The organism is Pseudomonas sp. WC2, from assembly GCF_050586545.1.
Classification (GTDB): Bacteria; Pseudomonadota; Gammaproteobacteria; order Pseudomonadales; family Pseudomonadaceae; genus Aquipseudomonas.
In genome coordinates, this window is record NZ_JBOBDR010000021.1 from 77,457 (window position 1) to 99,267 (window position 21,811).

A 21,811-nucleotide genomic window follows, 5' to 3' on the forward strand; every position below is an offset into this window, starting at 1 on the left:
GATACCCTTGCCATAATTACGCCTTAATCCTCGCCTGTTTGACTCAGGTTTTTTCACGCGGAGCTCCCATGCACGTACTGGTTTGCGAAGACGACGAGCTGATTGCCAGCGGCATCGTTGCCGGTCTCACGGCTCAGGGCTTGACCGTCGAGCACGTCAACACCGCCTCCAAGGCGCGGGCGATGCTCAAGGTGGCCGAGTTCGACGTGATGGTGCTCGACCTCGGTTTGCCAGACGAAGACGGTCTGAAGTTGTTGCAGCAGTTGCGCCAGAGCGGGCTGGAAATTCCGGTGCTGATCCTGACTGCGCGCGATTCGGTCACCGACCGTGTCGACGGCTTGCAGGCGGGTGCAGACGATTACCTGCTCAAACCGTTCGATCTGCGTGAACTGTTTGCCCGCTTGCAAACCCTGTTGCGGCGAGTCGCCGGACGCAGCGTCAACCTGATCGAGCACGGCGCGTTGACCTATGACCCGAGCAGCCGTGAAACCACCCTGGCCGGCAAACCTGTGGACCTGTCTCGACGTGAGCAGTCGCTGCTGCAAGCGTTGCTGCACAATCGCGGGCGGGTGCTGTCGACCGAACAGCTCAAAGACAGCGTCTACGGCTTCAGCGATGAACTGGAAAGCAACGCGCTGAACGTGCATATCCATCACCTGCGCAGCAAACTCGGCAAAGGCATCGTGGAAACCGTGCGCGGTCTGGGCTATCGCCTCGGCCCGGCCGACGGTGGAGATCAAGGCAAGTGATGAGTCTGCGATTGCGTCTGAGCCTGACCCTCGGCGCTGCTTTCGCGCTGATCTGGGCGCTGGCGGCGGCCTGGATGCTCAGCGATCTGCGCAATCAGATGATGTTTTCCCTCGACCAGCGTCTGGTCGCTTCGGCGCGGATGGTGGCCGGGCTGCTGGAGCAGTTGCCGACTTTGCCGAGCAAAGGCGAAGGCACGCATTTCAGTGCTGAACAACTGAATATTCCCGGCGGAATGGCCTGTCAGGTCAGTTCGTTGCGCGGGGAGATTCTCGCCCGCAGCCACAACAACCCCGAACAAGCGCTGGAAGCCGAAAAAATGGGCTTTCATGATCAAATGATCGACGGTGCGCCATGGCGCAGCTTCACCCTGGCGCGCGGCGATGTGCGTATCACCACGGCGGACCGGCAGATCGAACGCGAAGCGCTGAACATGTCGATTCTGCTGGCGGCGTCGGTGCCGGTTGGCGTGGCGCTATTGGGTTGCCTGTGTCTGTTGTGGCTCGGTATCGGCCAGGGCCTCGCGCCGCTCAATCGCCTGCGGGAGGCCTTGATGCGGCGCAACGCTGATTCGCTTGAACCGTTGCAGTTGCAGTCATTCCCCAGCGAGCTAAAGCCACTGCTGGAAACGCAGAATCAGCTGTTCCAGCGCATCGGCAAAACCATCGAGCGCGAACGGCGCCTGACCGGTGATGCCGCCCACGAACTGCGCAGTCCGCTGACCGCAATCAAGACCCACCTGCAAGTGGCGCGGATGACCGACGGCAATGCCCGCGATCAATCGCTGGCGCGGGCCGAGGAGGGCGCCGACCGGTTGCATCGCACACTGGAGCAATTGCTGTTGCTGGCGCGGGTGGAGGGTAGCCTGTCGTTCGATGACGGCTCGCAATGCAGTGCCGAACAAGTGGCCAGACTGGCGATCCAGGATGCCACCGGCGGCGAGCGAGTGCGGATCAAATTGCAACTGCCCACCGAGCTTTCGGCAGCACCGTTGCAAATGCCGGCGGTGCTGTCGATTGCGGCGTTGCGCAACCTGCTCGATAACGCCTTGCGCCATACGCCTGAAGATTGCGCGGTGGAGCTGAGCCTGGAAACCATCGGCAACCGCGTGCGGTTTATCGTGCGCGACCATGGCCCGGGCATTGCGCCGGACGATCTGCAACATTTGACCCAGCGCTTCTGGCGCAACGGCCAAAGCACCGGGTGCGGTCTGGGTCTGGCGATTGTTCAGGCGATCGTCCAGCGTTGCGACTGCGCGCTGCATTTCGACAGCCGCCCGGATGGCCTGCGGGTCGAGTTGACCATGCCGTTGCAAGCTGTCTGATGCCGTGGCACATCAAATGTAACTTCTCTCCATTAGTCATCGAGCCCTCGCACGGTTAAGGTCAGCGCTGCTTTGACTCAATGGATTGAGGGGACAGCGCCATGGAAGCACGCGTCAGCATTCGTCCGGCCGCAGTGGCCGACGCCGGCATTATCAACCGCATCATCGAACGTTCGATCCGCATCGGCTGTGCGCTTGATCACCGCAACAACGCACAATGCGTCAGCGAATGGGTCGAGCAGCACAACGCCGATCAGCTCTGCCGCTGGCTCGCCGATTCGCGCTTGTACCTGAATCTCGCGCTGCTGCAAGACAAACCGGTTGGCGTCGGCATGGCCAGTGCTGATGGCGATATTGTGCTTTGCCATGTTCAGCCCGAGTGGTTTCGTCGCGGTGTCGGACGAGCATTGATCGATGACCTCGAAGGTTGGCTGGGAATTTGTGGCGTGACTCATGCCCACCTCAACAGCACGCGCACCGGCGAAGCTTTTTATCGACACCTGGGCTACCGCGAAACGGCGCTACCGCTCCTGCACAGTGGCCTGCAAACACGGCCGATGAGCAAGCCGCTGGCGCCGGCCGGTTAACGAGTCGATCAAGGGCCTAAATCCTCACCTCGCTTAAGCGTCTCCAGAACAGGAAAACCTGCAAGTGCGCCCCGTGACCGGAACGCGCACCTGCCCGGTGCTGTTTTGGTCACTATCCATAGCGAATTGAGGGGTCGAGAGATGTCAGTCGCCACCAGCCTTATCGAAGAGTCGTCGGCCCGGGTTACCTCGGCGCCCGCCGAAACCCTGTATCAGTTCAACGAGTCGCCATTGCTCGCGCGTCAGGCGCAACAGGAATCCAACGCGCGAAGCTATCCGCGCCGCATTCCCCTGGCGCTCAAACGCGCCAAAGGCCTGTACGTTGAAGACGTCGAAGGGCGCACCTTTATCGATTGCCTGGCCGGTGCCGGCACGCTGGCACTCGGACACAATCACCCGGTGGTGATCGAAGCGATCCAGCAAGTGCTCGCCGATGAGTTGCCGCTGCACACGCTGGACCTGACCACGCCGGTCAAGGATCAGTTTGTTCAAGACCTGTTTGCTTTGCTGCCCTCGGCGCTGGCTGCCGAAGCGAAGATCCAGTTCTGTGGCCCCACCGGCACCGATGCCGTGGAAGCGGCGTTGAAATTGGTGCGCACCGCAACCGGGCGCAGCACCGTGCTGTCGTTCTCCGGCGGTTATCACGGCATGAGTCAGGGCGCACTGAGCCTGATGGGCAGCCTGGGACCGAAAAAGCCATTGGGCGCCTTGCTCAGCAGCGGCGTGCAGTTCATGCCGTTCCCCTACGACTATCGTTGCCCGTTCGGTCTCGGCGGCGCGGCTGGCGTCAAGGCCAACCTGAGCTATCTGGACAACCTGCTCAACGATCCCGAGGCCGGCGTGCAATTGCCAGCGGCGGTCATCGTCGAAGCCGTGCAGGGCGAAGGTGGAGTGATTCCGGCGGATATCGAGTGGCTGCGTGGTTTGCGCCGTATTACCGAAAAGGCCGGTGTCGCGCTGATCGTCGACGAAATCCAGAGCGGTTTCGCCCGTACCGGCAAGATGTTTGCCTTTGAACATGCCGGCATCGTTCCGGACGTGGTGGTGTTGTCCAAAGCCATCGGTGGCAGTCTGCCGCTGGCCGTGGTGGTTTATCGCGACTGGCTCGACACTTGGCAACCGGGCGCTCACGCCGGCACCTTCCGTGGCAATCAGATGGCGATGGCCGCTGGTTCTGCGGTGATGCGTTATCTGGTTGAACACAAAGTCTGCGAGCACGCCGCCGCCATGGGCGAACGCCTGAGCGAGCACCTGCGCATCCTGCAACGCGACTTCCCGCAACTCGGTGACATCCGCGGTCGTGGATTGATGCTCGGCGTCGAGTTGGTCGACCCGAACGGCGCACCGGATGCACTCGGTCACCCACCGGCCTTCGCCCGTCTGGCGCCCCTGGTACAGCGCGAATGCCTCAAGCGTGGCTTGATTCTGGAGTTGGGCGGTCGCCATGGCGCCGTGGTGCGCTTCCTGCCGCCGCTGGTGATTACCGCCGCCGAAATCGACCGCGTTGCCGAAATCTTCGGCCGCGCGTTGGTTGCCGCGACGACCGCGCTGTAAATTTTTCAGCGCGCCAAACGTTCTTTCTACATACCCGGCTGCAACTGTTGTGCAGCCCACCCTTACACCGATGGAGAACCAGCATGACGTCAGTATTCGACCGCGAGGACATCCTCTTTCAGGTCGTGGTCAACCACGAAGAGCAGTACTCGATCTGGCCAGACTACAAAGCTGTGCCGGAAGGCTGGCGCACCGTGGGCAAGAGCGGCCTGAAAAAGGAATGCCTGGCCTACATCGAGGAAGTCTGGACTGACATGCGTCCATTGAGCCTGCGCCAAAAAATGGAAGCGCAGGTTGCCGCGCAGTAAGCGCCCGGGCAAAAACAAACCCGCTGGACTGGTGACAGTCAGCGGGTTTTTTCTTGCCTTGGATTTGTGTAGTTCGGGCTGGCCTCTTCGCGAGCAGGCTCGCTCCCACATTGGATATGTGTCGTGCACAAACCCTGTGGGAGCGAGCCTGCTCGCGAAGAACGATAGCGCGGTTTCGGCTGAAACTAAGCCCCGCTCAAACCCTTGAGCAACAAATCCACATTGCCCTCCAGCTCCGCCACCGGATCCGCCGCATCGATGCTCAACACCAGCAGATGGCTGCCGGATTCGTTAATCGCTGCTTTCACCGCGTCCGAAGGCTGGCGATGATGCAGCACCAGCGCCACATCATTGTCCTTGAGCGTCGCCGTGAGCTTCTTCAAATCCTCAGCCGTCCACTCCGCATCCGGCCGTGGATCCTCGCCGATCAGTTCCAGATTGAGGCTGCCGATCAGATAACCGAAGTGATCGCTCAAGCTCACTACGCTCAGATTATCCGCACTGGCCAGACGCGCCTCGCTGTCGGCGCTGAGTTTGAGCAGGCGCTGTTTCAACGCGGCGAGGTTAGCCTCGATCTTCGGCTTGGCGGTGGGCGCCAGACGCACCAGATCCGCGGCGATCACGTCCGCCATCCGCCCCATGTTGTTACTGGAAAGCCATGGCTGGCTGTTCAAACCATCGACCTTCAGCTGCGGTTGCACGGCGATGCCTGGCAGTGCGCCATCCACCGGGCGCGCCGCGTCGACTTCGACAATGCGGATATTGCTACGGCGGGCGATCGGGTACAGCTGATCGTCCGGCCACAGTGAGCGCACGCCGATGACGGCATCGGCGTCAGTCGCCAATTTGCTCAGGGCCGGCGCGCCACGACCGGTGAAGTACGCGCTCTGACGGCTGCCCGGCAGGTTCGCCGGGGCGGCGCGTTCGAGATTGACATCGGTGCCTTTGAGCAACACTTCGCCCAAACCATAAGTGATGGGCAACGAGGCCAGCACCCGCAGCGGTTTAGCGCTTTCGGCGGCGAGCACTGGCATGCAGACTGCGCCGCACAGGGCCATGGCCAGAGTCAGTTTGCGAATTGAAAAAGCCATTTATCCAAGGTTCCCTTTGAGGCTGGGGACGACGCCGCGCGCGATGGCGGCGAGGGCGAAGCCGATACCGGCGACCAGAATGATTGCGGCGCCGGACGGAATCGGCAGGTCAAACACGATCGGCGCGAGAATGCCGCACAAGGTGCTGACCGTGGCGATCAATACCGAACACCAGAAAAAACCTTTCAGTGACTGGCTGAGCAGACGCGCAGCGGCGGCGGGAATCACCAGCAGCGCACCGACCAGAATGGCGCCAATGACTTTTACCGCCGCCACGGTAATCAGCGTCACCAGAATCACGAACAGATAATCCAGGGTTTTCACCGCCACACCGCGCACGGCTGCCAATTGCGGGTTGAAGCTGGCCAGCATGATGCGGTTGTACAGCGGCAGGGCCAGCGCCATGACCAGCGAACCGACGATGGCCAGCACCGCCAGATCATTGCCGTTGACGGTCAATACCGAACCGAACAACACGTTCTCGAGGATGTGCACGTTGATCTTGCCGGCCAGAATCAGCAGCAGGCTCGCCCCCAATGCCAGCGATACCGAGAGGAATACGCCGATCAACGTATCGGGCGCCAGACCGGTGCGATTGCGCAGGTAATTGAGCAGGATGCCGAACAGCAGGCAATAGCCGAAGAGGCTGCCGTACGGCCCGGTGTAAGGTTCGCCGAGCAGGATGCCGATGGCCACACCGGTCAGCGCCGCGTGGCCGACCGCTTCGGAGAAAAATGCGAAGCGCTTGACCACCACCAGCGTGCCAAGGCCGCCGAGTACCGGGCCGATCAGCAATCCGGCGAGCAATGCATTGACCACGAAACCATAGGCCAGTGCTTCCGGCAAGTAACCGGAGGAGGCCCAGCCTTGCACCATCAAACGAAAGGCTTCGTAACTCATCAGGCAGCGCTCCGTGGATGGGTGGAAAACAGGGTCAGCAGACGTTCCGGAGTCAGCGCCTCTTGTGGCGTCGCGTCGAACAACACTCGGCGATTAAGCCCGGTGACACGATTGGCCAGGCGCCCGACGGCTTCCAGATCGTGTTCGATCCACAGCACGGTGATGCCCGCGGCGCGCCAGTCATTGAGCAGCCGCTCGAAGACTTGAATGCCGGCCTCGTCGAGCGCCGACATCGGCTCGTCGAGCACCAGCAGTTGCGGTGCAGGGATCAGACCCTGTGCTAGCAGAACCCGCTGACGTTCGCCGCCGGACAACGCGCCCATGCGCCGCTTGCGCTTGTCCTGCATGCCAACGCGTTCCAGCGCACCGCCGATGGCGCCGGCGTAACTCTTGCTCAAACCGAGGAACGCGGGGCGGCGTTGGCACATCGCGGCCATGAAATCGTCGACGGTCATCGGCAGGCCGCGATCAAATTCCAGCGCCTGCGGCACGTAGCCGATGGTGCCGGGCTCGCCGGGCCACTGCAGACTGAGCTGGCCTTGATGCGGCATTTGCCCGAGCAAAGTCTTGATCAGCGAACTCTTGCCGCCACCGTTGGGGCCGACCAGTGCGTGCACGGTGCCGGGCTGCACCTGGAAGGTGACTTTGTCGAGAATGGTAGTGCGGCCCAGTGTCAGACAAATCCCCGCAAAATCCAGCGTCGGCCCCGTAACCTGTAGGAGTGAGCCTGCTCGCGAATGCGGTGTGTCATTCAATAAAGGTGTTGCCTGACCCGGCGCTTTCGCGAGCAGGCTCGCTCCCACAGGGTGCTCGGCGTTCTGAGCGATCAGGTTTTCTTTGGAGGTCATGCGCCCGACTCCTGAATCGCCCGAACCACGGTGTTGAGGTTGCCGGTCATTTCTTTTTCGTATTTGTCGGCGGTGTATTCGCCGTAGGAAATGTGCGACAGCGGGTAGAGCTTCACGCCGGACTCACGCTGAATGGTTTCGACGTAAGTCGACGGGAAATCCATCTCCGAGAAGATCACTTTCACATCCAGTTCGCGCAGTTGGTCGATGGTCTTCTTCAACTGACTCGGGCTTGGTTCGATACCGTGGGCGGGTTCGACCACCGCCGTCACTTCGAGACCGAATTCGCGCAGTAGATAGTCGTAAGCCGCATGAACCGTGGCAACGCGCAGTTCGGCGTTCGGCGCCTGAGTCAGTTTGGCCAGGGCATCAGCACGCATCTGGCGCAGGCGTTTGCCATAGGCGCGGGCGTTCTGCGTGTAGGTCTTGGCGTTGTCCGGGTCGAGCTTGCCCAGTTCGCGAGCGATGTTGTTGACCTGGGCGATGGAGGCGCTGATCGACAGGAACGTGTGCGGGTTGACCACTTTGCCGGCGCCGCGCGCGGCGACCCCGGTGGCGGCCAGCAGTGGCACGTTTTCGTTGGCTTCGATGGTCTTGATGTTTGGCGTTTCGCTGGCGGCGATCATGCGGTCGGCGAAATCGTCATGGCCGACGCCGTTGAGTACGATCACGTCCAGCCCGCTGATGCGTTTTATATCTTCGGCGCGCGGCTCGTAGGCATGCGGGTTGAAACCGGCGGGAATCAGCGGTACCACTTCGGCCTTGTCACCGACGATGTTCGCCACATAGCTGTAATAAGGATGCAGGGTGATTCCGATGCGCAGGCGTTTGGCCGGATCGGCACTGGCCAGTGGGCTCAGCAGGCTGGCGCACAGGCCAAGCAGAAACAGGCGTAACAAAGGACGGCGAGGCGATGAAATAGACATGGGCAAGCGGTCTTCTCTCGAAAAGGGGCGAGGAATCAGTGGCGATGTTCGCGGGTCACGCCGGCATCGTATTGCGCGACGATCTGTTTCCAGCCGGCAGCGGACAGGGCGTCAGCACTGAATTGCGCCGGGGCTTGAATGGCCGCATCACGGTTGAGCCAGATGTCCGGCGCAGCCTTGTCATCGGCACCGAGCAGCATCACGAACGAACCGGCGACGGCTGGGGTTTGGCTTTGACCGAAATATGCGGTGTCGGCCAACAACTGCCAGGCATGCCCGCCACGGCTGACCGAACTCGCATCCTGGGCAAACGGGGCAAAGCCTTCGTCCGCCAGATTCTGCGGGGTCGGCACGGCTTGTTGTTCTTCGCGCAGCACGCGGATTTCGTCGAGGGTTACCCGCAGGTCGGCATAGATGCCTTGCTCGGCAGCACTGAGGTCGCGGCGCGCGTCGAGTTGATTGGTTGCCACCGGCTCCGGCTCATGGGAAACCCCTCGCCAGGCCACGACTGACCCGGCAATCGCCAGAATCAACAGACACAACAGCAATACATTGAGGGTTTCATGGCCGGCACCGGCCGGACGCACGATCTGCGTGGTTGGCGTACTCATGGGGCTTCGATATCCGCTTGGTCGATTTCGACCACATGGCCCGGGCCTGCGTCGAACAACACATAAAACTCGGCGCCCGGCTTCTTGAAGGTCAGGGTTGAATCGCTGCCGAGCTTGCCCGGTACCAGAATGGTTTCGTCATAGCCGATCACATCAAGGGTTACCCCCGGTGCGCCGCTGCCATCGGAGAAGCCGCCGGTGCATTTGATCTGTTCGGCATCGATGGCTTTGCATTCGCACATCGGGTTGTGTGCCAAGGCACTGGCACTGAAAGCGGCGCTCAGCACCAGCAGGATGGCACTCAGGCGCAGGCGGAGAGGGCGTTGAGAGCGAATCATGGTTTGGCTCCTTGTTGGTTCAGCCAGGCAATGGTGGCGGGGGAGGCTTGGCTCAAAGGAATCGAGGCCTGGTGCATGCTGCCGTCCCAGCCTTCCATGGTGATCCACAGTTCGGCGTCGGGTTTGGTCTTCTCCGGCACTGGCAGTTGGCTGCCCATGCGATACGGCGTCCCGAAGAAGATCACCCCGGCGGCACGCAGGCTGCGCGGCTTGCCGATGCGCAGATAGGTGGCTTTCACTTTGTCGATGCAGGCATCGCAGAGGGCGGCATTAAAACTCTTCATGTAGCCCGCGGGGCCGTCCTTTCGTGGCGCCTCGTTACGTAATTCGGCGAGCCGCACGCTCCACGGCCCGACCTGGACTTCGCCAATTTCACGCTCGCCCAAGCCGCTGTCGCCGCGAAACAGCGAGGCGTCGGCGAAGTACTTGGGCATGAAGCCCAACGGGATCAGCAACAACAGCACATTGATGTGGAAGCGCCATTTGTGCCAGAAGCGGCTCAGGCGCGATGGTTGTGGGGCGGTGCTGGACTGGCTCACAGATTAGCCTCCGAGGTTTCACGGGCGAGGGCCGGTCGTGCCGCGGCACTGCGAGCTTTCTTGTTCTCGCGCTTGAGTGCATTGGCGGTGGCCAGCGCGGTGCGTTTGGTCCAGATCAACAGACCGCTGAGCACCATCATGCTCAACAGCAAACCAAAGAAGAACCAGATCAGCTTGATCCACAGGCCACCAAAGTCGCCGGTGTGCAGCGGACGCATGGATTCGGTGACGAACTCCAGAGAAGAGCGATCGGTGATCAGTCGCGACGCGGCCATGTCGCCGTTGAACGGGTTGAGCGTGGCCGTCTGGAACATCAGCGGATACCAGCCGCGACCGCCGACGCTCAGGTGGCTGTAGGCATTGCCGGGCATGCTGACGAAGCTGACTTCAAGACCGGGGATTTTCTGCTCGGCGATCTCCACCGCTCGATCCAGGCTGAGCCGTGGCGGCGGCGACGCATCGGCCGACATTGGCACGCTTTCGCGGGACATCGCCGGAATGATCGGCTCGGTCGAGATGGACACCTGGTTGTCGAACAGGAACGCCTGAATCAGAAACCAGGTGCCGGTAATTGAAATCACCGCGATGAACCAGATCGACCAGATGCCGCTCAGGCGATGGAAGTCGCCCCAGAAAATCCGTGCACCATGGCGAAAACGCAGGGTCGGACTGAAGAATCCTTTCCAGAAGCGTTTATAGACCACCAGCCCGGTCACCAGGGACGCAAGCAGCGGCAAACCGAGGAATGACACCAGGTACCAGCCCCAGCTGTAACCGTTGGTGAACGGCACCAGCCACCAACCATGCAGGGCTCGGGTGAAGGCCTTGAAGTCGAAGTCGGGCGCGCTGCCCTGAATGACGCCGGTGTACGGGTTGACGTAGACAGTCTGCGAGCGCCCGTCCGGATAACTGACGCTGACATCGAGGGCGAAGTGCGACTCATCCGGGCGGCTGATGCTTTCAACCAGTGTCTGCGGCTCGGCTTTCTTTATCGCGGCCAGCACCTGCTCGAAGCTGAGCAACGGTGCATCGTCCGACGGCTGGCTGGCGCGCATTTGCGGGTTGGCGAGCCAGACGATTTCCTGGCTGACCACCGCCAATGTGCCGGTGACACAGACGATCAGCACGAAAAACCAGATCGGTAATGCGAGCCAGCTATGAACGAGGAACCACAGTTTGGAGCGGGATTTCTTCGACATGATTGCGCGTCTTGTTTTCGGTGAAAGGGCGCGTGGCTACGGGCTTCGCAGCACGGGAGTTCCCGAGAAGCCGCTCGTGGCTTTTGCCTACGCGAACGGCCTGCATCTCTATAAGACGAATGAGCGCTGAAAATCCCGAAAGAGGATATGAAAGCAAATGTTTCGCAATTCCTGTTCGCCACACATTCCCCTGTGGGAGCGAGCCTGCTCGCGAAAGCGATGTGTCATCCAACAAAGATGTCGCCTGATCTGGCGCCTTCGCGAGCAGGCTCGCTCCCACAAGGTTTTCGCTCATCGGCAGATCAAACACGATTCATGGATGACGCCATCACTCTCTGCCAATTGATGGCCCGCCCGCGCTCCCTATCATGGAAATCACAATAAATGCCTGAGTGAGCGCTTTGATGACCGCCCGAACCCTCTACGACAAACACATCGATTCGCACACGGTCTGCCGCCTCGACGATCAGGGCCATGTCCTGCTTTATATCGATCGTCAGGTGATCAACGAATACACCAGTCCCCAAGCCTTCAGCGGTTTGCGTGAGGCCGGGCGTGATGTCTGGCGCCCGCAGACGGCGTTGGCGGTGGTTGACCACGTCAATCCGACCGCGCCGCTGCGGGTTGCCGCGATGCCCGATGCCGGGGGCGCGCGGCAGGTGTCGTATCTGGCGGAGAACTGCCGGGACTTCGGCATTGAGTTGCTGGACATTCTCGACAAGCGCCAAGGCATCGAACATGTCATCGCACCGGAACAGGGATTTATTTTACCGGGCATGGTCATTGCTGCCGGCGACAGCCACACCACCACCTACGGCGCGCTCGGCGCTTTTGGTTTCGGCATCGGCACCTCGGAGATCGAGCATCTGTTGGCCTCGCAGACGCTGGTCTACAAACGGCTAAAAAGCATGCGCGTGACCGTGGACGGCGAACTGGCGCCGGGCCTGACCTCCAAAGACGTGATCATGGCGCTGATCGGCCAGATCGGCGCCTCTGGGGCCACCGGTTATGCGATTGAATTCTGTGGTTCGACCATTGATGCGCTGAGCGTCGAGGCGCGCATGACCATCTGTAACATGGCGGTCGAGGCCGGTGCGCGTGGCGCGTTCATGGCGCCGGACGACAAGGTATACGCCTATCTCAAAGGCAAGCCCCGCGCGCCCGAAGGCGAGTTGTGGCAGCGCGGGCTGGAAAAATGGCGTGATTTGCGCACTGATCCCGGCGCCGTGTTCGACCGCGAAATTAATCTGGATGCCACTGTTCTTGAGCCGATGGTCACGTGGGGCACCAGCCCTGATCAGGCGTCTTCGATTGGTGCCACGGTTCCCGATCCCCAAGCGATCAGCGACCCGATTCTGCGTCAGGACATGCGTCGCGCCCTCAATTACATGGGCCTGGAAGCAGGCATGCCCCTCAGCGATATCGTCATCAGCCATGCCTTTATCGGTTCCTGCACCAACGCACGGATCGAGGACCTGCGCGATGCCGCCAGCGTCGTGCGCGGTCAGCACGTGGCCGAGCATGTGCGCGCGATGATCGTCCCCGGCTCCAGCGAGGTTCGTGCTCAGGCCGAGGCTGAGGGGCTGGCGCAGATCTTCATCGATGCCGGGTTTGAATGGCGCCAGTCCGGCTGTTCGATGTGCCTGGCGATGAACGATGACGTGCTGGCCCCCGGCGACCGCTGCGCGTCCAGCACCAACCGCAATTTCGAAGGCCGTCAGGGCGCTGGTGCACGTACCCACCTGATGAGCCCGGCGATGGTCGCCGCGGCTGCCATCAATGGCCGCCTGACCGATATCCGTCACTTTGGAGTACGCCCATGAGCCTGCAACCCTTCACCCAGGTCAGCGGTCAGGCCGCGCCGTTGCTGGCGGCCAACGTCGACACCGATGTGATCATGCCGAAACAATTTCTCAAGGGCATCGACAGGAAAGGCCTGGATCGCGGCTTGTTTTTCGATCTGCGATTTTTGCCGGACGGCACGCCAAATCCGGAGTTCGTGCTCAATCAGCCCGCGTGGCAGGGCGCGAGTTTTCTCGTGGTCGGGCCGAATTTCGGCTGCGGCTCCAGCCGTGAACACGCCGTCTGGGGGTTGCAGCAGATGGGCATCCGCGCACTGATCGGTAGCAGCTTCGCCGGGATTTTTTTCGATAACTGCCAGCGCAACGGCGTTTTGTTGATCACCCTGGAAGAGGCGCAGGTGCAGCGGATCGGGCGGTTGGTTGCCGAGCCTGAAAGTGCTTGGATCAGTATTGATCTCGAGGCGCAGCAGATTGGCCTCGCGGATGGCAGCGTGGTCGATTTTCAGATCGATACCTTGCGTAAAACCGCATTGTTGCTGGGACTGGACGCCATCGGCAGCACCTTGCAGCGCCGCGAACAGATCAAGAATTTCGAACGCGAACACTTGGCCAACAACCCTTGGCTTTCCTGACCCACCGCTGATCCCTTGTGGGAGCGAGCCTGCTCGCGAAAGCGGTCGTTCAGTCGAGACCATTATTGACTGACTGGACGCATTCGCGAGCAGGCTCGCTCCCACATTTGATATCGGGGGGGCGAGCTAAAGGGAAAGACCTTTGAAATGCTCCTGCAAAAACTCCACACACGCGCGCAACTTCCCCGAATGCGCCAGCCGTGTCGGGTACACCGCCCAGACATTCGCACTCTGGCTGTAATCTTCCAGCACCTGCACCAAGCGGCCTTGCTCCAGCAACGGTTTCACGTCCCACAATGAGCGCAGCAACACGCCGCGCCCATCCAGCGCCCATTGCAGAACGATCTCACCGTTGTTCGATGACAGCGGCCCGCTGACCCGCACGCTTTCCTGACGGCCATCGCGATCCAGATTCCAGATGCCGAACGCGTTGTCGCGCTCCTTGATCACCAGGCAATCGTGCTGTTGCAGTTCGTCGAGGGTTTGCGGTGTGCCCTGGCGTTGCAGATAACCCGGCGCGGCACACAAGACCCGGCGGTTACTGACCAGACGTCGACCGATATGTTGGCCGGGAATGTCATCGCCGACGCGGATCTCCAGATCGAAGCCTTCGTTGATGATGTCCACCACGCGGTCAAACAGGTCCAGGCGGATCTCCAGATCGGGATAACGCTCAGCCAGCAACGACACCGCCGGCGCGACGTGATTACGCCCGAATCCGAAACTGCTGCAGATGTGCAAACGCCCACGCGGGCTGTCGTGGGCGTCGGAAAGTTCGTCGTGCAGTTGCTGGAAATCATCGAGAATGCGCAACGCCCAGCGCTGCACGCGTTCACCGTCCTCGGTGAGCGAAACGCGGCGGCTGGTGCGGTGCAGCAGGCGCGTGCCCAGCGTGGTTTCGAGAATCTGGATGCGTTTGCTGACGTACGCCGGCGACAGGCCCAATTCATCCGCTGCGGCGGCAAAGCCGTTCTTGCGGATCACGGTGAGCAGCACACGCAAGTCTTCGGGTAGAGGCACGGTGTCTTTCTTCTGGGACATGGCAAAACAAGCACTGGCGGCAGAAGCCGCCAGCATAGCATCGGCATCTGCCGTCTCCGTTCAGCGCAGAAATGCCAGTGCTTCGGCCAGCAACAGCTCGGGGACTTCTTCGGCAATGTAATGGCCAGCGGGCAGGGCCTGGCCGCTGACGTTGGTCGCTACGTGCTGCCATTCCTTCAGCGGATCGAAACAGCGGCCGACCGTACCTTCTGCGCCCCACAAAACCCGCAGCGGCAGATGCAGATGGCGGTTGGCGGCGAGGTCGGCGCGGTCGTGCTCCAGATCAATGCCGGCACTGGCGCGGTAGTCTTCGCAGATGCCGCGAGCGCTGCCCGGTTGCTGCAGGCAGCGCAGGTATTCTGCAAAGGCTTCATCAGTGAACGGCGTGAGCCCGGCGCTGCGACTGCCCATCACGCTGCGCAGATAGGCTTCGGGATCGGCCTCAATCAGGGTTTCCGGCAGCGGCGCTGGGCGGATCAGGAAGAACCAGTGCCAGTAGGCGCGGGCGAAAGCTTCGTTGGTTTGCGCGTACATCGACAGGGTCGGCGCGATGTCGAGCAACATCATGCGCTGCACGGCGTGCGGATGATCGAGGGCGAGGCGGTGCGCCACCCGTGCGCCACGGTCGTGGGCGAGGATCGAGAACTGCGCGAAGCCCAGCGACTGCATCAGTTCGACGCCATCGCGGGCCATTTCGCGCTTGGAGTAATTAACGTGCAGCTCATCCGCAGCCGGCCGACTGCTGTCACCGTAACCGCGCAGGTCGGCAGCGACCACGGTGAAGTGCTCGGCGAGTTGTTCGGCAATCTTGTGCCAGATCACGTGGGTTTGCGGGTGGCCATGCAGCAACAGCAGGGCCGGGCCGCTGCCGCCAACGCGATACGTAATGTCGACGCCGTTGACGTGACGCTGGTCTTTGAGGAATCCGGCAAACATCAGGCTGATCCTTTTTCAGGGTTCTTGTGGGAGGCATCCTGAAAGGGTCTGGCGTTCGGGGCAAGGCGCAAAGCGTGGCGGGCCGGTTCATGAAGTGTGATTTGCCGTTTCAGTCAGGGCCCCTTCGCGGGCAAGCCCGCTCCCACAGGGTTTTGTGGTGTGACATAAATCGTGACCACAGCCGAAATCCCTGTGGGAGCGAGCTTGCTCGCGAAGAGGCCATCGCAGACCCTGCAAAATTCAACCCTGCTGAAACATCTCCATCGCCCGCTGCTTGATCTGCTCTTCCGTCAGATCCTCCTTGCGCGAGGCGAGAAACCACAGATGCCCATAGGGATCTTTCAATGTACCGCTGCGATCACCGTAAAACTGATCCTTGACCTCCGACACCGTAGTCGCGCCAGCATCCAGTGCGCGTTGAAAGGATTTGTCGACGTCGGTCACATACAGATGCAAACCAACCGACACCACGTGATCCGGATTGCTCAACGGTCCTTGATCGCACGGCGTGCCGAGCATGATCGCGCTGTCGCCGATGCGCAGTTCGGCATGGCCGATACCGCCGTCGGGCATGGACAAGCGCATGACTTCAGTCGCGCCGAAGGCTTTCTTGTAAAAATCGATGGCCTCGGCGGCTTTGTGAATGCCGAGATACGGGGTAATGCTGTGATACCCCTCGGGAATGGGTTTGACGCTCATGACGTTCTCCCTGATTTTTGTTCTATGAGTTTGGCTTCACCGGATGACCGGAAGCATCACTATAGAACTGTCCGCGCAGCCAGGATTTTCAGCCGACGAGCAGTCGCTCGGCTTTGCGTTCGGGCATCACTGCGCGGTCACGACGAGGCGCTGCGCTTCAATCCGGTCGGTTAGATCGACAACTGAATCAGCCGCTCGCCTCGCAGATTTTCCGTCATTCGCCGCTTGTTCACCGCCAGTTCGCCGATCTTGATCAAGCGCGTGCGGGTGACATTGCGGCTAAGGCCCAACAGCGCAGCGGTGTGCACCTGGTTGTAATGGCAGAAACGGTAAGCGGCGCGCAGCAAGGCGTCCTCGACTTTTTCATGGAGGGCGCCGGCCTGTTGCGCGAAGAGTTTCTGGAAGGCCTGTTCCAGCAGCGCTTCCGGTGAGTCATCGGCACTGGACTGATGATCGTCGGCGCGGTCGATGCGCAAGTTTGACAGCCGCAGGTCATCGCGCTCGATCACGCCGTTACGGCAGATCAGCAGGGTGTGATGGATCACATTTTCCAGTTCGCGAATATTACCCGGCCAACTGTAGCCGCGCAGTTTGTGCTCTGCACCGGGGCTGATGCTGACGCGGCCATAGCCCAGCCGCTGGCTGTAAGCCTCGATGAAGTGCCGGGTCAGCGGTAGAATATCGCCGGGACGATCGCGCAGCGGGCTCAATTCCAGATTGACCACGTTGAGTCGGTAGTAGAGATCTTCGCGGAAATTGCCGGCATTGATCGCCTTCTCCAATTGCACGTTGGTCGCGGCCAGCACGCGCACATCGATGGGAATGCTTTTGCGCGAACCGAGGCGCACCACTTCGCGCTCCTGCAACACCCGCAACAGCTTCACCTGAATCGCGATCGGCAGGTCACCGATCTCATCGAGAAACAGCGTGCCGCCATCGGCTTCCTCGAACCAGCCCGCCTTGGCGCTCAGGGCGCCGGTAAACGCACCTTTTTCATGGCCAAACAATTCCGCCTCAACCAAGGACTCGGAGAACGCGCCGCAGTTGACGGCGATAAAGGGCCGATGCCGGCGATTGCTCAGGTTGTGAATATGCCGCGCTACCAGTTCCTTGCCAGTGCCGGTTTCACCGATGATCAGCACACTGGCTTCGCTTGGCGCGACCTGTTGCAAATGCGCGAGCAGTGCCTGGGATTTCGGGTCTTCGAACACTTGCGCGGTGGCGCGGATCGACGTCGCCAGCGCGGGTGAGGGCGGTAGGGTCAGCAATTGCATGGGCTCGTCCTTATAAAAGAGGGGATCAGGAATAGAACGTCGGCACCGGCAGCGCCTGATTCAGCGCCCAGTCGCCCAGCTCATGGAGTTTGTAATCCAGTGGGTCGTGCAAGGTTTGCGTGCGCAGGTTGCGCCAGTGCCGGTCGAGGCGCAGTGAAGCGTGGGTCGAGCGCGCGCCGGTGACCTCGAACAGGCGGCTGCAAATGTCGAGGCCCTGACGGCTGGCTGCGACTTTTGCCGTGGCAATCGCCGTGGCGACATGACCGCGTTCTTCGGCGCTGAGGTTGGGGCCTTTGGCCCACGCTTCATCGAGCAACGCCGCCGCTCGTTCGACCAGCAAGCGAATGCCTTCCAGCGCAACCCAGAACTCACCAAAATGCGCGAGCACATACGGATCTTCCCGCACCGTGCCCGCGGTGGATTTATGCCAGAGCCGCGACTCATTGAGGGTGTATTGCCGCGCCTCCTCGAAAGCACCTTCGGCAATCCCGAGGAACATATGCGTGAACGTCAGTTGCGCAATCAGCGGGCGCAGGCAGGCGAACGGCGTACTCAACGGACCCGGGTCAAGGAGCAGCTCCGATTCTTCGACCCGCACCCGTTCAAACGTGGCGCTGCCGCTGTCGGTCTGGCGCTGGCCGATGTTGTTCCAGTCGTCGTGCAGGGTGATGCCGCTGCGGCCACTGGGAATGGCCGCGATCAACAGCTTGCCGCCAGCACTTTCATCCACCGCCGAGGCGATCAGCATTTGTGAGTCGCTGGCGCCGGAGCAGAAACTCTTTTTGCCGGAAAATTCGCGCCAGCCACCGAGATCCTTGACCACGGTGCGGGTGTCGAGCGGGTTCAGCGCGTTGCCCCAGAACCAGTTCTGCCGGGCGGTTTGTTCGAACCACGGCTGCCATTGTTCCGGGCGGGAAAACAGGCGCACGGTGGCCAACATCAAGTGATGGAAACCGAAGACGTGGGCGATGGAGCTGTCGACCTTGGCGAACTCGCGCACGATCTGCAGGGTGTCGCTCCAGCTCGCGCCGAGGCCGCCGTAACGCGTGGGGATGCTCAGCGCCAGCAGGCCGCTGTCGCGCAGGGCATCGCGTTCGGCCTTCGGCGTGCCGCCACGTTCGTCACGTTCGACGGCGGTCAGGGCAAATTCGGCGGCCAGTTGGCGCGCGGTCTGCAGCGGAGATAACAGGGTATTTTGCGGTTTGGCAGTCACACCAACACTCCTGAATTCGGTTTAGCCCGTGACCTTTGTCGGCAGGACATCGTTGGCAATCATTTCGCCAAACGGCCCGGTGAGGTTGGTCACGCCGCGCCCGGCCAGGCTCGCGTACGGCTCCGGCAACAACGGGAAGACCAACTCGGCGAAGCGGTAAGCCTCTTCCAGATGCGGGTAACCGGAGAAGATGAAGCTCTCGATGCCGAGGTCGGCGTACTCCTTGATCCGCGCGGCCACTTGCTGAGGATCGCCAACCAATGCCGTGCCCGCACCGCCACGTACCAGGCCGACGCCGGCCCAGAGATTGGGGGCGATTTCCAGGTTGTCACGGCGACCGTCGTGCAGTGCTGCCATGCGCCTTTGGCCCTCGGAGTCGAAGCGGGAAAAGGATTTCTGCGCCGCCTCGATGGTGTCGTCGCTGATGTGTTCGATCAGCTTGTCCGCGGCTTTCCACGCCTCTTCGGCGGTTTCGCGCACGATCACATGCAGGCGAATACCGAACTTGACCTGGCGCCCGTGCCGCGCGGCGCGTTCACGGACATCGGCGAGTTTTTCGGCGACCGCCGCGGGTGGTTCGCCCCACGTCAGGTAAACGTCGACCTGCTCGGCGGCGAGGTCATGGGCGGCATCGGACGAGCCGCCGAAATACAACGGCGGGTAAGGTTTCTGCACGGGCGGATACAGCGCTTTGGCGTTCTGCACTTTCAGATGCTTGCCATCGAAATCCACCGCCTCGCCTTGCAGCACCCGGCGCCAGATCTTGAGGAATTCGTCGGTGACTTCGTAGCGTTCGCTGTGACTGAGGAAGCTGCCGTCGCCACGGTTTTCGTCAGGGTCGCCACCGGTGACGACGTTGATCAGCAAGCGGCCGTTGGACAAGCGATCCAGCGTCGCCGCCATGCGTGCCGACACCGTCGGCGAAATAATCCCCGGACGGATCGCCACCAGATAGCGCAGACGTTCGGTCAATGGCACCAGCGCCGAAGCGATCACCCAGGAATCCTCACAAGAGCGCCCGGTGGGAATGAGCACACCGTGATAGCCGAGGCTGTCGGCGGCTTGGGCCACTTGTTTCAAATAGTTGAGCGTGACCGGGCGCGCGCCTTGAGTGGTGCCCAGGTAGTGGCCGTCACCGTGGGTCGGCAGAAACCAGAAAACATCCATGAACGGCTCCTCAGGCGATTTTCAGCAAAGGTTTGATTTGCGTGGCGAACAGCGGCGCGGCCCGTTCGGCGGCCAAGCGAATGCGTGCTTTCAAGGTTTCGCTGGTGATCTGGTAATCGGCGAAATCGGCCTCGGTGGCGTACACGCCAATCGGCAACGTCACGGCCTGGAAGAAGCTGAACAGCGGTCGCAATTGGTGATCGAGCACCAGCGCATGGCGTTCGCTGCCACCGGTGGCGGCCAGTAGCACCGGCGTGTCGATCAGTGCGTTGAGGTCGATCAGATCGAACAGGTGCTTGAGCAGGCCCGGGTAGGATCCGCGATAGACCGGCGCGGCCACGATCAGCAGGTCGGCTTGTTCGATGGCCTGCAACTCGGATTCGACTTCAGCGCTCAGCTCCTGACGTGAGAGGGCACCGCCGAGTGGACGGGCGATGTCGCCAAGTTCGATCAAGTGACTCTCAATCGGCAGATGCCCGGCCAACTCGGCGATCAAGGCTTGGGTCAGCACCAACGTGCGGGACGGACGCCAGGTGCCACCGGACAGGGCGACGACTTTCAGGGGACGCGACATGATCAGTTCCTTTTTCAACAGTTGCTCTGCGAGCAGTGAGTAAGTCACTGGGCTTGAGCAAGCGCTGTACCAATTCCCGGCGAGCCCGTTTTACGGGGGGTTCAGCGCTCTGAAGATGACCGGCTGTGTGAATTTCAACGCGGTTTGTTGAACCGCTGTTGGCTCAGCAACAGTTGCTGGAGCAACAGTGCCGAGCGCCTGAGTGGATTTATAAAGGCTGATTGTTATTCCGTAAAAGAACGTTAATCGATATTTATAGATCGTTCGGAGATATCAGGCTGAGGTGCTGAATTCTTGATAGCGACTATTGAGAGCGGTGATTTTTGCCCGAGCGCGCGCGGGCGTAGCCTTTGTCCATCGACTACCACTGCTCGCCAGGACGCTCCCATGAATCGTTTACTGACTGTTTCGCTGATGCTCGCTGTTTCTGTACTGGCCGGATGTGCCAGTCATGTTTCCCCAGAACTGCGCCCTTACACCGATGAGGAATCTCGCGAACTGGCGATGGAATCACTGAACCGCAGTGGTCTGTCCTTCGACGAATACCACGCGAAAAAAGCCCAATTGCTCGGTCAACCGCAGAAGACTTTCGGTTTCGACAAGCAGGGTGAAATGAGCGCTGAGCGTGCCGTACAGCTGCACGGTCGCCCAAGCTGATTTGAAACTGTACTGCCAGAAGTTTTACCCAACTGTCCGTGGGTTTGCCGGGCGCCGTGGGATAGGGTCAACACCTGAATGACCCTGACGGAATTGCCTCACCATGACCCTCTCGCTCGATTTGTTGCTGGGCTTTGCCCTGTTTGCCCTTGTCACCTCGATCACACCGGGGCCGAACAACACCATGTTGCTGGCATCGGGGGTGAACTTCGGTTTTAACCGCACCATTCCACACATGCTGGGCATCACTTGCGGGTTCTTCGTGCTGGTCGTGGCGGTCGGCTTTGGACTGGGCGCGGTGTTTCAGACCTATCCGCTTCTCTACACGGTTCTGCGCTACGTCGGCGCGGCCTATCTCTTGTATCTGGCGTGGAAAATCGCTCACTCGGGGCCTGTCGGTGACAGCGCTCAAGGCGAAGCCAAGCCCATCAGTTACCTCGGTGCGGCGGCGTTTCAGTGGGTCAATCCGAAAGCGTGGATCATGGCCATTGGTGCAATCAGCACCTATACGCCGATGCAGGGGTATTTCACCAATGTGGTGATCATTGCCGCCGTGTTCGCCATCATCAACCTGCCGAGCGTCGGCGTCTGGGCCGCTTGCGGCACGTTGTTGCGCAATGTATTGAAGGAGCCGCGCTGGTTGCGCGTATTCAACTGGGGCATGGCGGCGCTGTTGGTGATTTCGCTGTACCCGTTACTTCTCGAAAGCTTTCGCTGACGCATTGCTTCAACCACCGGCCCGATGCCTGTTAAGCTCGACTTCAGGAGCGTTCCTACGCACTTTTAAATGAAGTTGTTCTTCTTTAACGGCCTCCGATCAGGTATTGATGACGCTCTCGAACCG

General features: G+C 60.9%; 24 protein-coding genes. 9 read left to right on the forward strand and 15 right to left on the reverse strand.

The genetic code is table 11. The features are described from left to right. The first annotated feature begins 68 nt into the window (after window positions 1–68). The 5 genes from ACQ4OE_RS22740 (at window position 69) to ACQ4OE_RS22760 (ending at window position 4,520) form a co-directional block, all read left to right on the forward strand. Window positions 69–749 (forward strand): response regulator, encoded by a 681-nt coding sequence (locus ACQ4OE_RS22740; protein ID WP_430947983.1) that lies wholly within the window; start codon window positions 69–71, stop codon window positions 747–749. Next, window positions 749–2,071 carry an ATP-binding protein gene (locus ACQ4OE_RS22745; RefSeq protein WP_430947984.1) on the forward strand — a complete coding sequence of 441 codons (1,323 nt, stop codon included), beginning with the start codon at window positions 749–751 and terminating at the stop codon, window positions 2,069–2,071. The genes ACQ4OE_RS22740 and ACQ4OE_RS22745 overlap by 1 nt, the downstream gene beginning before the upstream one ends. A 101-nt stretch (window positions 2,072–2,172) precedes the next feature. Then, the gene (locus ACQ4OE_RS22750; protein ID WP_430947985.1) at window positions 2,173–2,658 is read left to right on the forward strand and encodes a GNAT family N-acetyltransferase; all 486 of its coding nucleotides are present in this window, start codon (window positions 2,173–2,175) and stop codon (window positions 2,656–2,658) included. Window positions 2,659–2,799: 141 nt separating this feature from the next. Continuing rightward, window positions 2,800–4,212, forward strand: a complete 1,413-nt coding sequence (locus ACQ4OE_RS22755) for an aspartate aminotransferase family protein (RefSeq protein ID WP_122591873.1) — start codon at window positions 2,800–2,802, stop codon at window positions 4,210–4,212. Window positions 4,213–4,295: 83 nt separating this feature from the next. Beyond that, window positions 4,296–4,520, forward strand: a complete 225-nt coding sequence (locus tag ACQ4OE_RS22760) for an MbtH family protein (RefSeq protein WP_053122206.1) — start codon at window positions 4,296–4,298, stop codon at window positions 4,518–4,520. Between the two features lie 185 nt (window positions 4,521–4,705). Here ACQ4OE_RS22760 and ACQ4OE_RS22765 read toward each other — a convergent pair whose 3' ends face one another. From ACQ4OE_RS22765 to ACQ4OE_RS22800, 8 genes are read right to left on the reverse strand one after another with little or no spacing between them, the layout of a single operon-like run. Then, the gene (locus ACQ4OE_RS22765; RefSeq protein ID WP_430947986.1) at window positions 4,706–5,611 is read right to left on the reverse strand and encodes a metal ABC transporter substrate-binding protein; all 906 of its coding nucleotides are present in this window, start codon (window positions 5,609–5,611) and stop codon (window positions 4,706–4,708) included. Beyond that, entirely contained in the window at window positions 5,612–6,511 is a 900-nt protein-coding gene (locus ACQ4OE_RS22770) for a metal ABC transporter permease (RefSeq protein WP_114884478.1), read from the reverse strand. After that, a complete protein-coding gene (locus tag ACQ4OE_RS22775) occupies window positions 6,511–7,359 on the reverse strand; it encodes a metal ABC transporter ATP-binding protein (protein WP_430947987.1) in 849 nt (282 codons plus the stop codon). Before ACQ4OE_RS22775 ends, ACQ4OE_RS22770 begins: the two co-directional genes overlap by 1 nt. Next, window positions 7,356–8,285, reverse strand: a complete 930-nt coding sequence (locus ACQ4OE_RS22780) for a metal ABC transporter substrate-binding protein (protein WP_430947988.1) — start codon at window positions 8,283–8,285, stop codon at window positions 7,356–7,358. Before ACQ4OE_RS22780 ends, ACQ4OE_RS22775 begins: the two co-directional genes overlap by 4 nt. Before the next feature lie 35 nt (window positions 8,286–8,320). Then, complete coding sequence (locus ACQ4OE_RS22785; RefSeq protein ID WP_430947989.1) at window positions 8,321–8,896, reverse strand: DUF6162 family protein; 576 nt, start codon at window positions 8,894–8,896, stop codon at window positions 8,321–8,323. Next, the gene (locus ACQ4OE_RS22790; RefSeq protein ID WP_430947990.1) at window positions 8,893–9,234 is read right to left on the reverse strand and encodes a hypothetical protein; all 342 of its coding nucleotides are present in this window, start codon (window positions 9,232–9,234) and stop codon (window positions 8,893–8,895) included. The genes ACQ4OE_RS22785 and ACQ4OE_RS22790 overlap by 4 nt, the downstream gene beginning before the upstream one ends. Continuing rightward, complete coding sequence (locus ACQ4OE_RS22795) at window positions 9,231–9,773, reverse strand: thiamine pyrophosphate-binding protein (RefSeq protein WP_430947991.1); 543 nt, start codon at window positions 9,771–9,773, stop codon at window positions 9,231–9,233. The genes ACQ4OE_RS22790 and ACQ4OE_RS22795 overlap by 4 nt, the downstream gene beginning before the upstream one ends. Further along, on the reverse strand, window positions 9,770–10,972 hold the full coding sequence (locus tag ACQ4OE_RS22800; protein WP_430947992.1) for a PepSY-associated TM helix domain-containing protein: 1,203 nt from the start codon (window positions 10,970–10,972) through the stop codon (window positions 9,770–9,772). The genes ACQ4OE_RS22795 and ACQ4OE_RS22800 overlap by 4 nt, the downstream gene beginning before the upstream one ends. 404 nt (window positions 10,973–11,376) lie before the next feature. Here ACQ4OE_RS22800 and leuC point away from each other — a divergent pair, with 404 nt between their 5' ends. Next, window positions 11,377–12,795 carry a 3-isopropylmalate dehydratase large subunit gene (gene leuC, locus ACQ4OE_RS22805; protein ID WP_430947993.1) on the forward strand — a complete coding sequence of 473 codons (1,419 nt, stop codon included), beginning with the start codon at window positions 11,377–11,379 and terminating at the stop codon, window positions 12,793–12,795. After that, entirely contained in the window at window positions 12,792–13,406 is a 615-nt protein-coding gene (gene leuD / locus ACQ4OE_RS22810) for a 3-isopropylmalate dehydratase small subunit (protein WP_430947994.1), read from the forward strand. The genes leuC and leuD overlap by 4 nt, the downstream gene beginning before the upstream one ends. Window positions 13,407–13,532: 126 nt before the next feature. Here leuD and ttdR read toward each other — a convergent pair whose 3' ends face one another. The 7 genes from ttdR to msuE form a co-directional block, all read right to left on the reverse strand. After that, window positions 13,533–14,483: an L-tartrate utilization transcriptional activator TtdR gene (ttdR, locus tag ACQ4OE_RS22815; RefSeq protein WP_430947995.1), complete on the reverse strand. Its 951-nt coding sequence runs from the start codon at window positions 14,481–14,483 to the stop codon at window positions 13,533–13,535. A 24-nt stretch (window positions 14,484–14,507) separates the two neighbouring features. Further along, complete coding sequence (locus ACQ4OE_RS22820; RefSeq protein WP_430947996.1) at window positions 14,508–15,383, reverse strand: alpha/beta fold hydrolase; 876 nt, start codon at window positions 15,381–15,383, stop codon at window positions 14,508–14,510. 240 nt (window positions 15,384–15,623) lie between these two features. After that, window positions 15,624–16,082 (reverse strand): VOC family protein, encoded by a 459-nt coding sequence (locus ACQ4OE_RS22825; RefSeq protein ID WP_430947997.1) that lies wholly within the window; start codon window positions 16,080–16,082, stop codon window positions 15,624–15,626. A gap of 170 nt (window positions 16,083–16,252) precedes the next feature. Next, the gene (locus tag ACQ4OE_RS22830) at window positions 16,253–17,356 is read right to left on the reverse strand and encodes a sigma-54-dependent transcriptional regulator (RefSeq protein WP_122591850.1); all 1,104 of its coding nucleotides are present in this window, start codon (window positions 17,354–17,356) and stop codon (window positions 16,253–16,255) included. A gap of 25 nt (window positions 17,357–17,381) precedes the next feature. Next, on the reverse strand, window positions 17,382–18,569 hold the full coding sequence (locus ACQ4OE_RS22835; RefSeq protein WP_430947998.1) for an acyl-CoA dehydrogenase family protein: 1,188 nt from the start codon (window positions 18,567–18,569) through the stop codon (window positions 17,382–17,384). Between the two features lie 21 nt (window positions 18,570–18,590). Then, window positions 18,591–19,736, reverse strand: coding sequence for an FMNH2-dependent alkanesulfonate monooxygenase (ssuD, locus tag ACQ4OE_RS22840; protein ID WP_430947999.1), 1,146 nt, complete (start codon window positions 19,734–19,736; stop codon window positions 18,591–18,593). Between the two features lie 10 nt (window positions 19,737–19,746). Next, window positions 19,747–20,310: an FMN reductase gene (msuE, locus tag ACQ4OE_RS22845; protein WP_430948000.1), complete on the reverse strand. Its 564-nt coding sequence runs from the start codon at window positions 20,308–20,310 to the stop codon at window positions 19,747–19,749. 387 nt (window positions 20,311–20,697) lie between these two features. Here msuE and ACQ4OE_RS22850 point away from each other — a divergent pair, with 387 nt between their 5' ends. Together ACQ4OE_RS22850 and ACQ4OE_RS22855 are read left to right on the forward strand one after the other, a co-directional pair. Next, window positions 20,698–20,967: a hypothetical protein gene (locus tag ACQ4OE_RS22850; RefSeq protein WP_122591845.1), complete on the forward strand. Its 270-nt coding sequence runs from the start codon at window positions 20,698–20,700 to the stop codon at window positions 20,965–20,967. Between the two features lie 103 nt (window positions 20,968–21,070). Continuing rightward, entirely contained in the window at window positions 21,071–21,685 is a 615-nt protein-coding gene (locus ACQ4OE_RS22855; RefSeq protein WP_430948001.1) for a LysE family translocator, read from the forward strand. Window positions 21,686–21,811 lie beyond the last annotated feature (126 nt).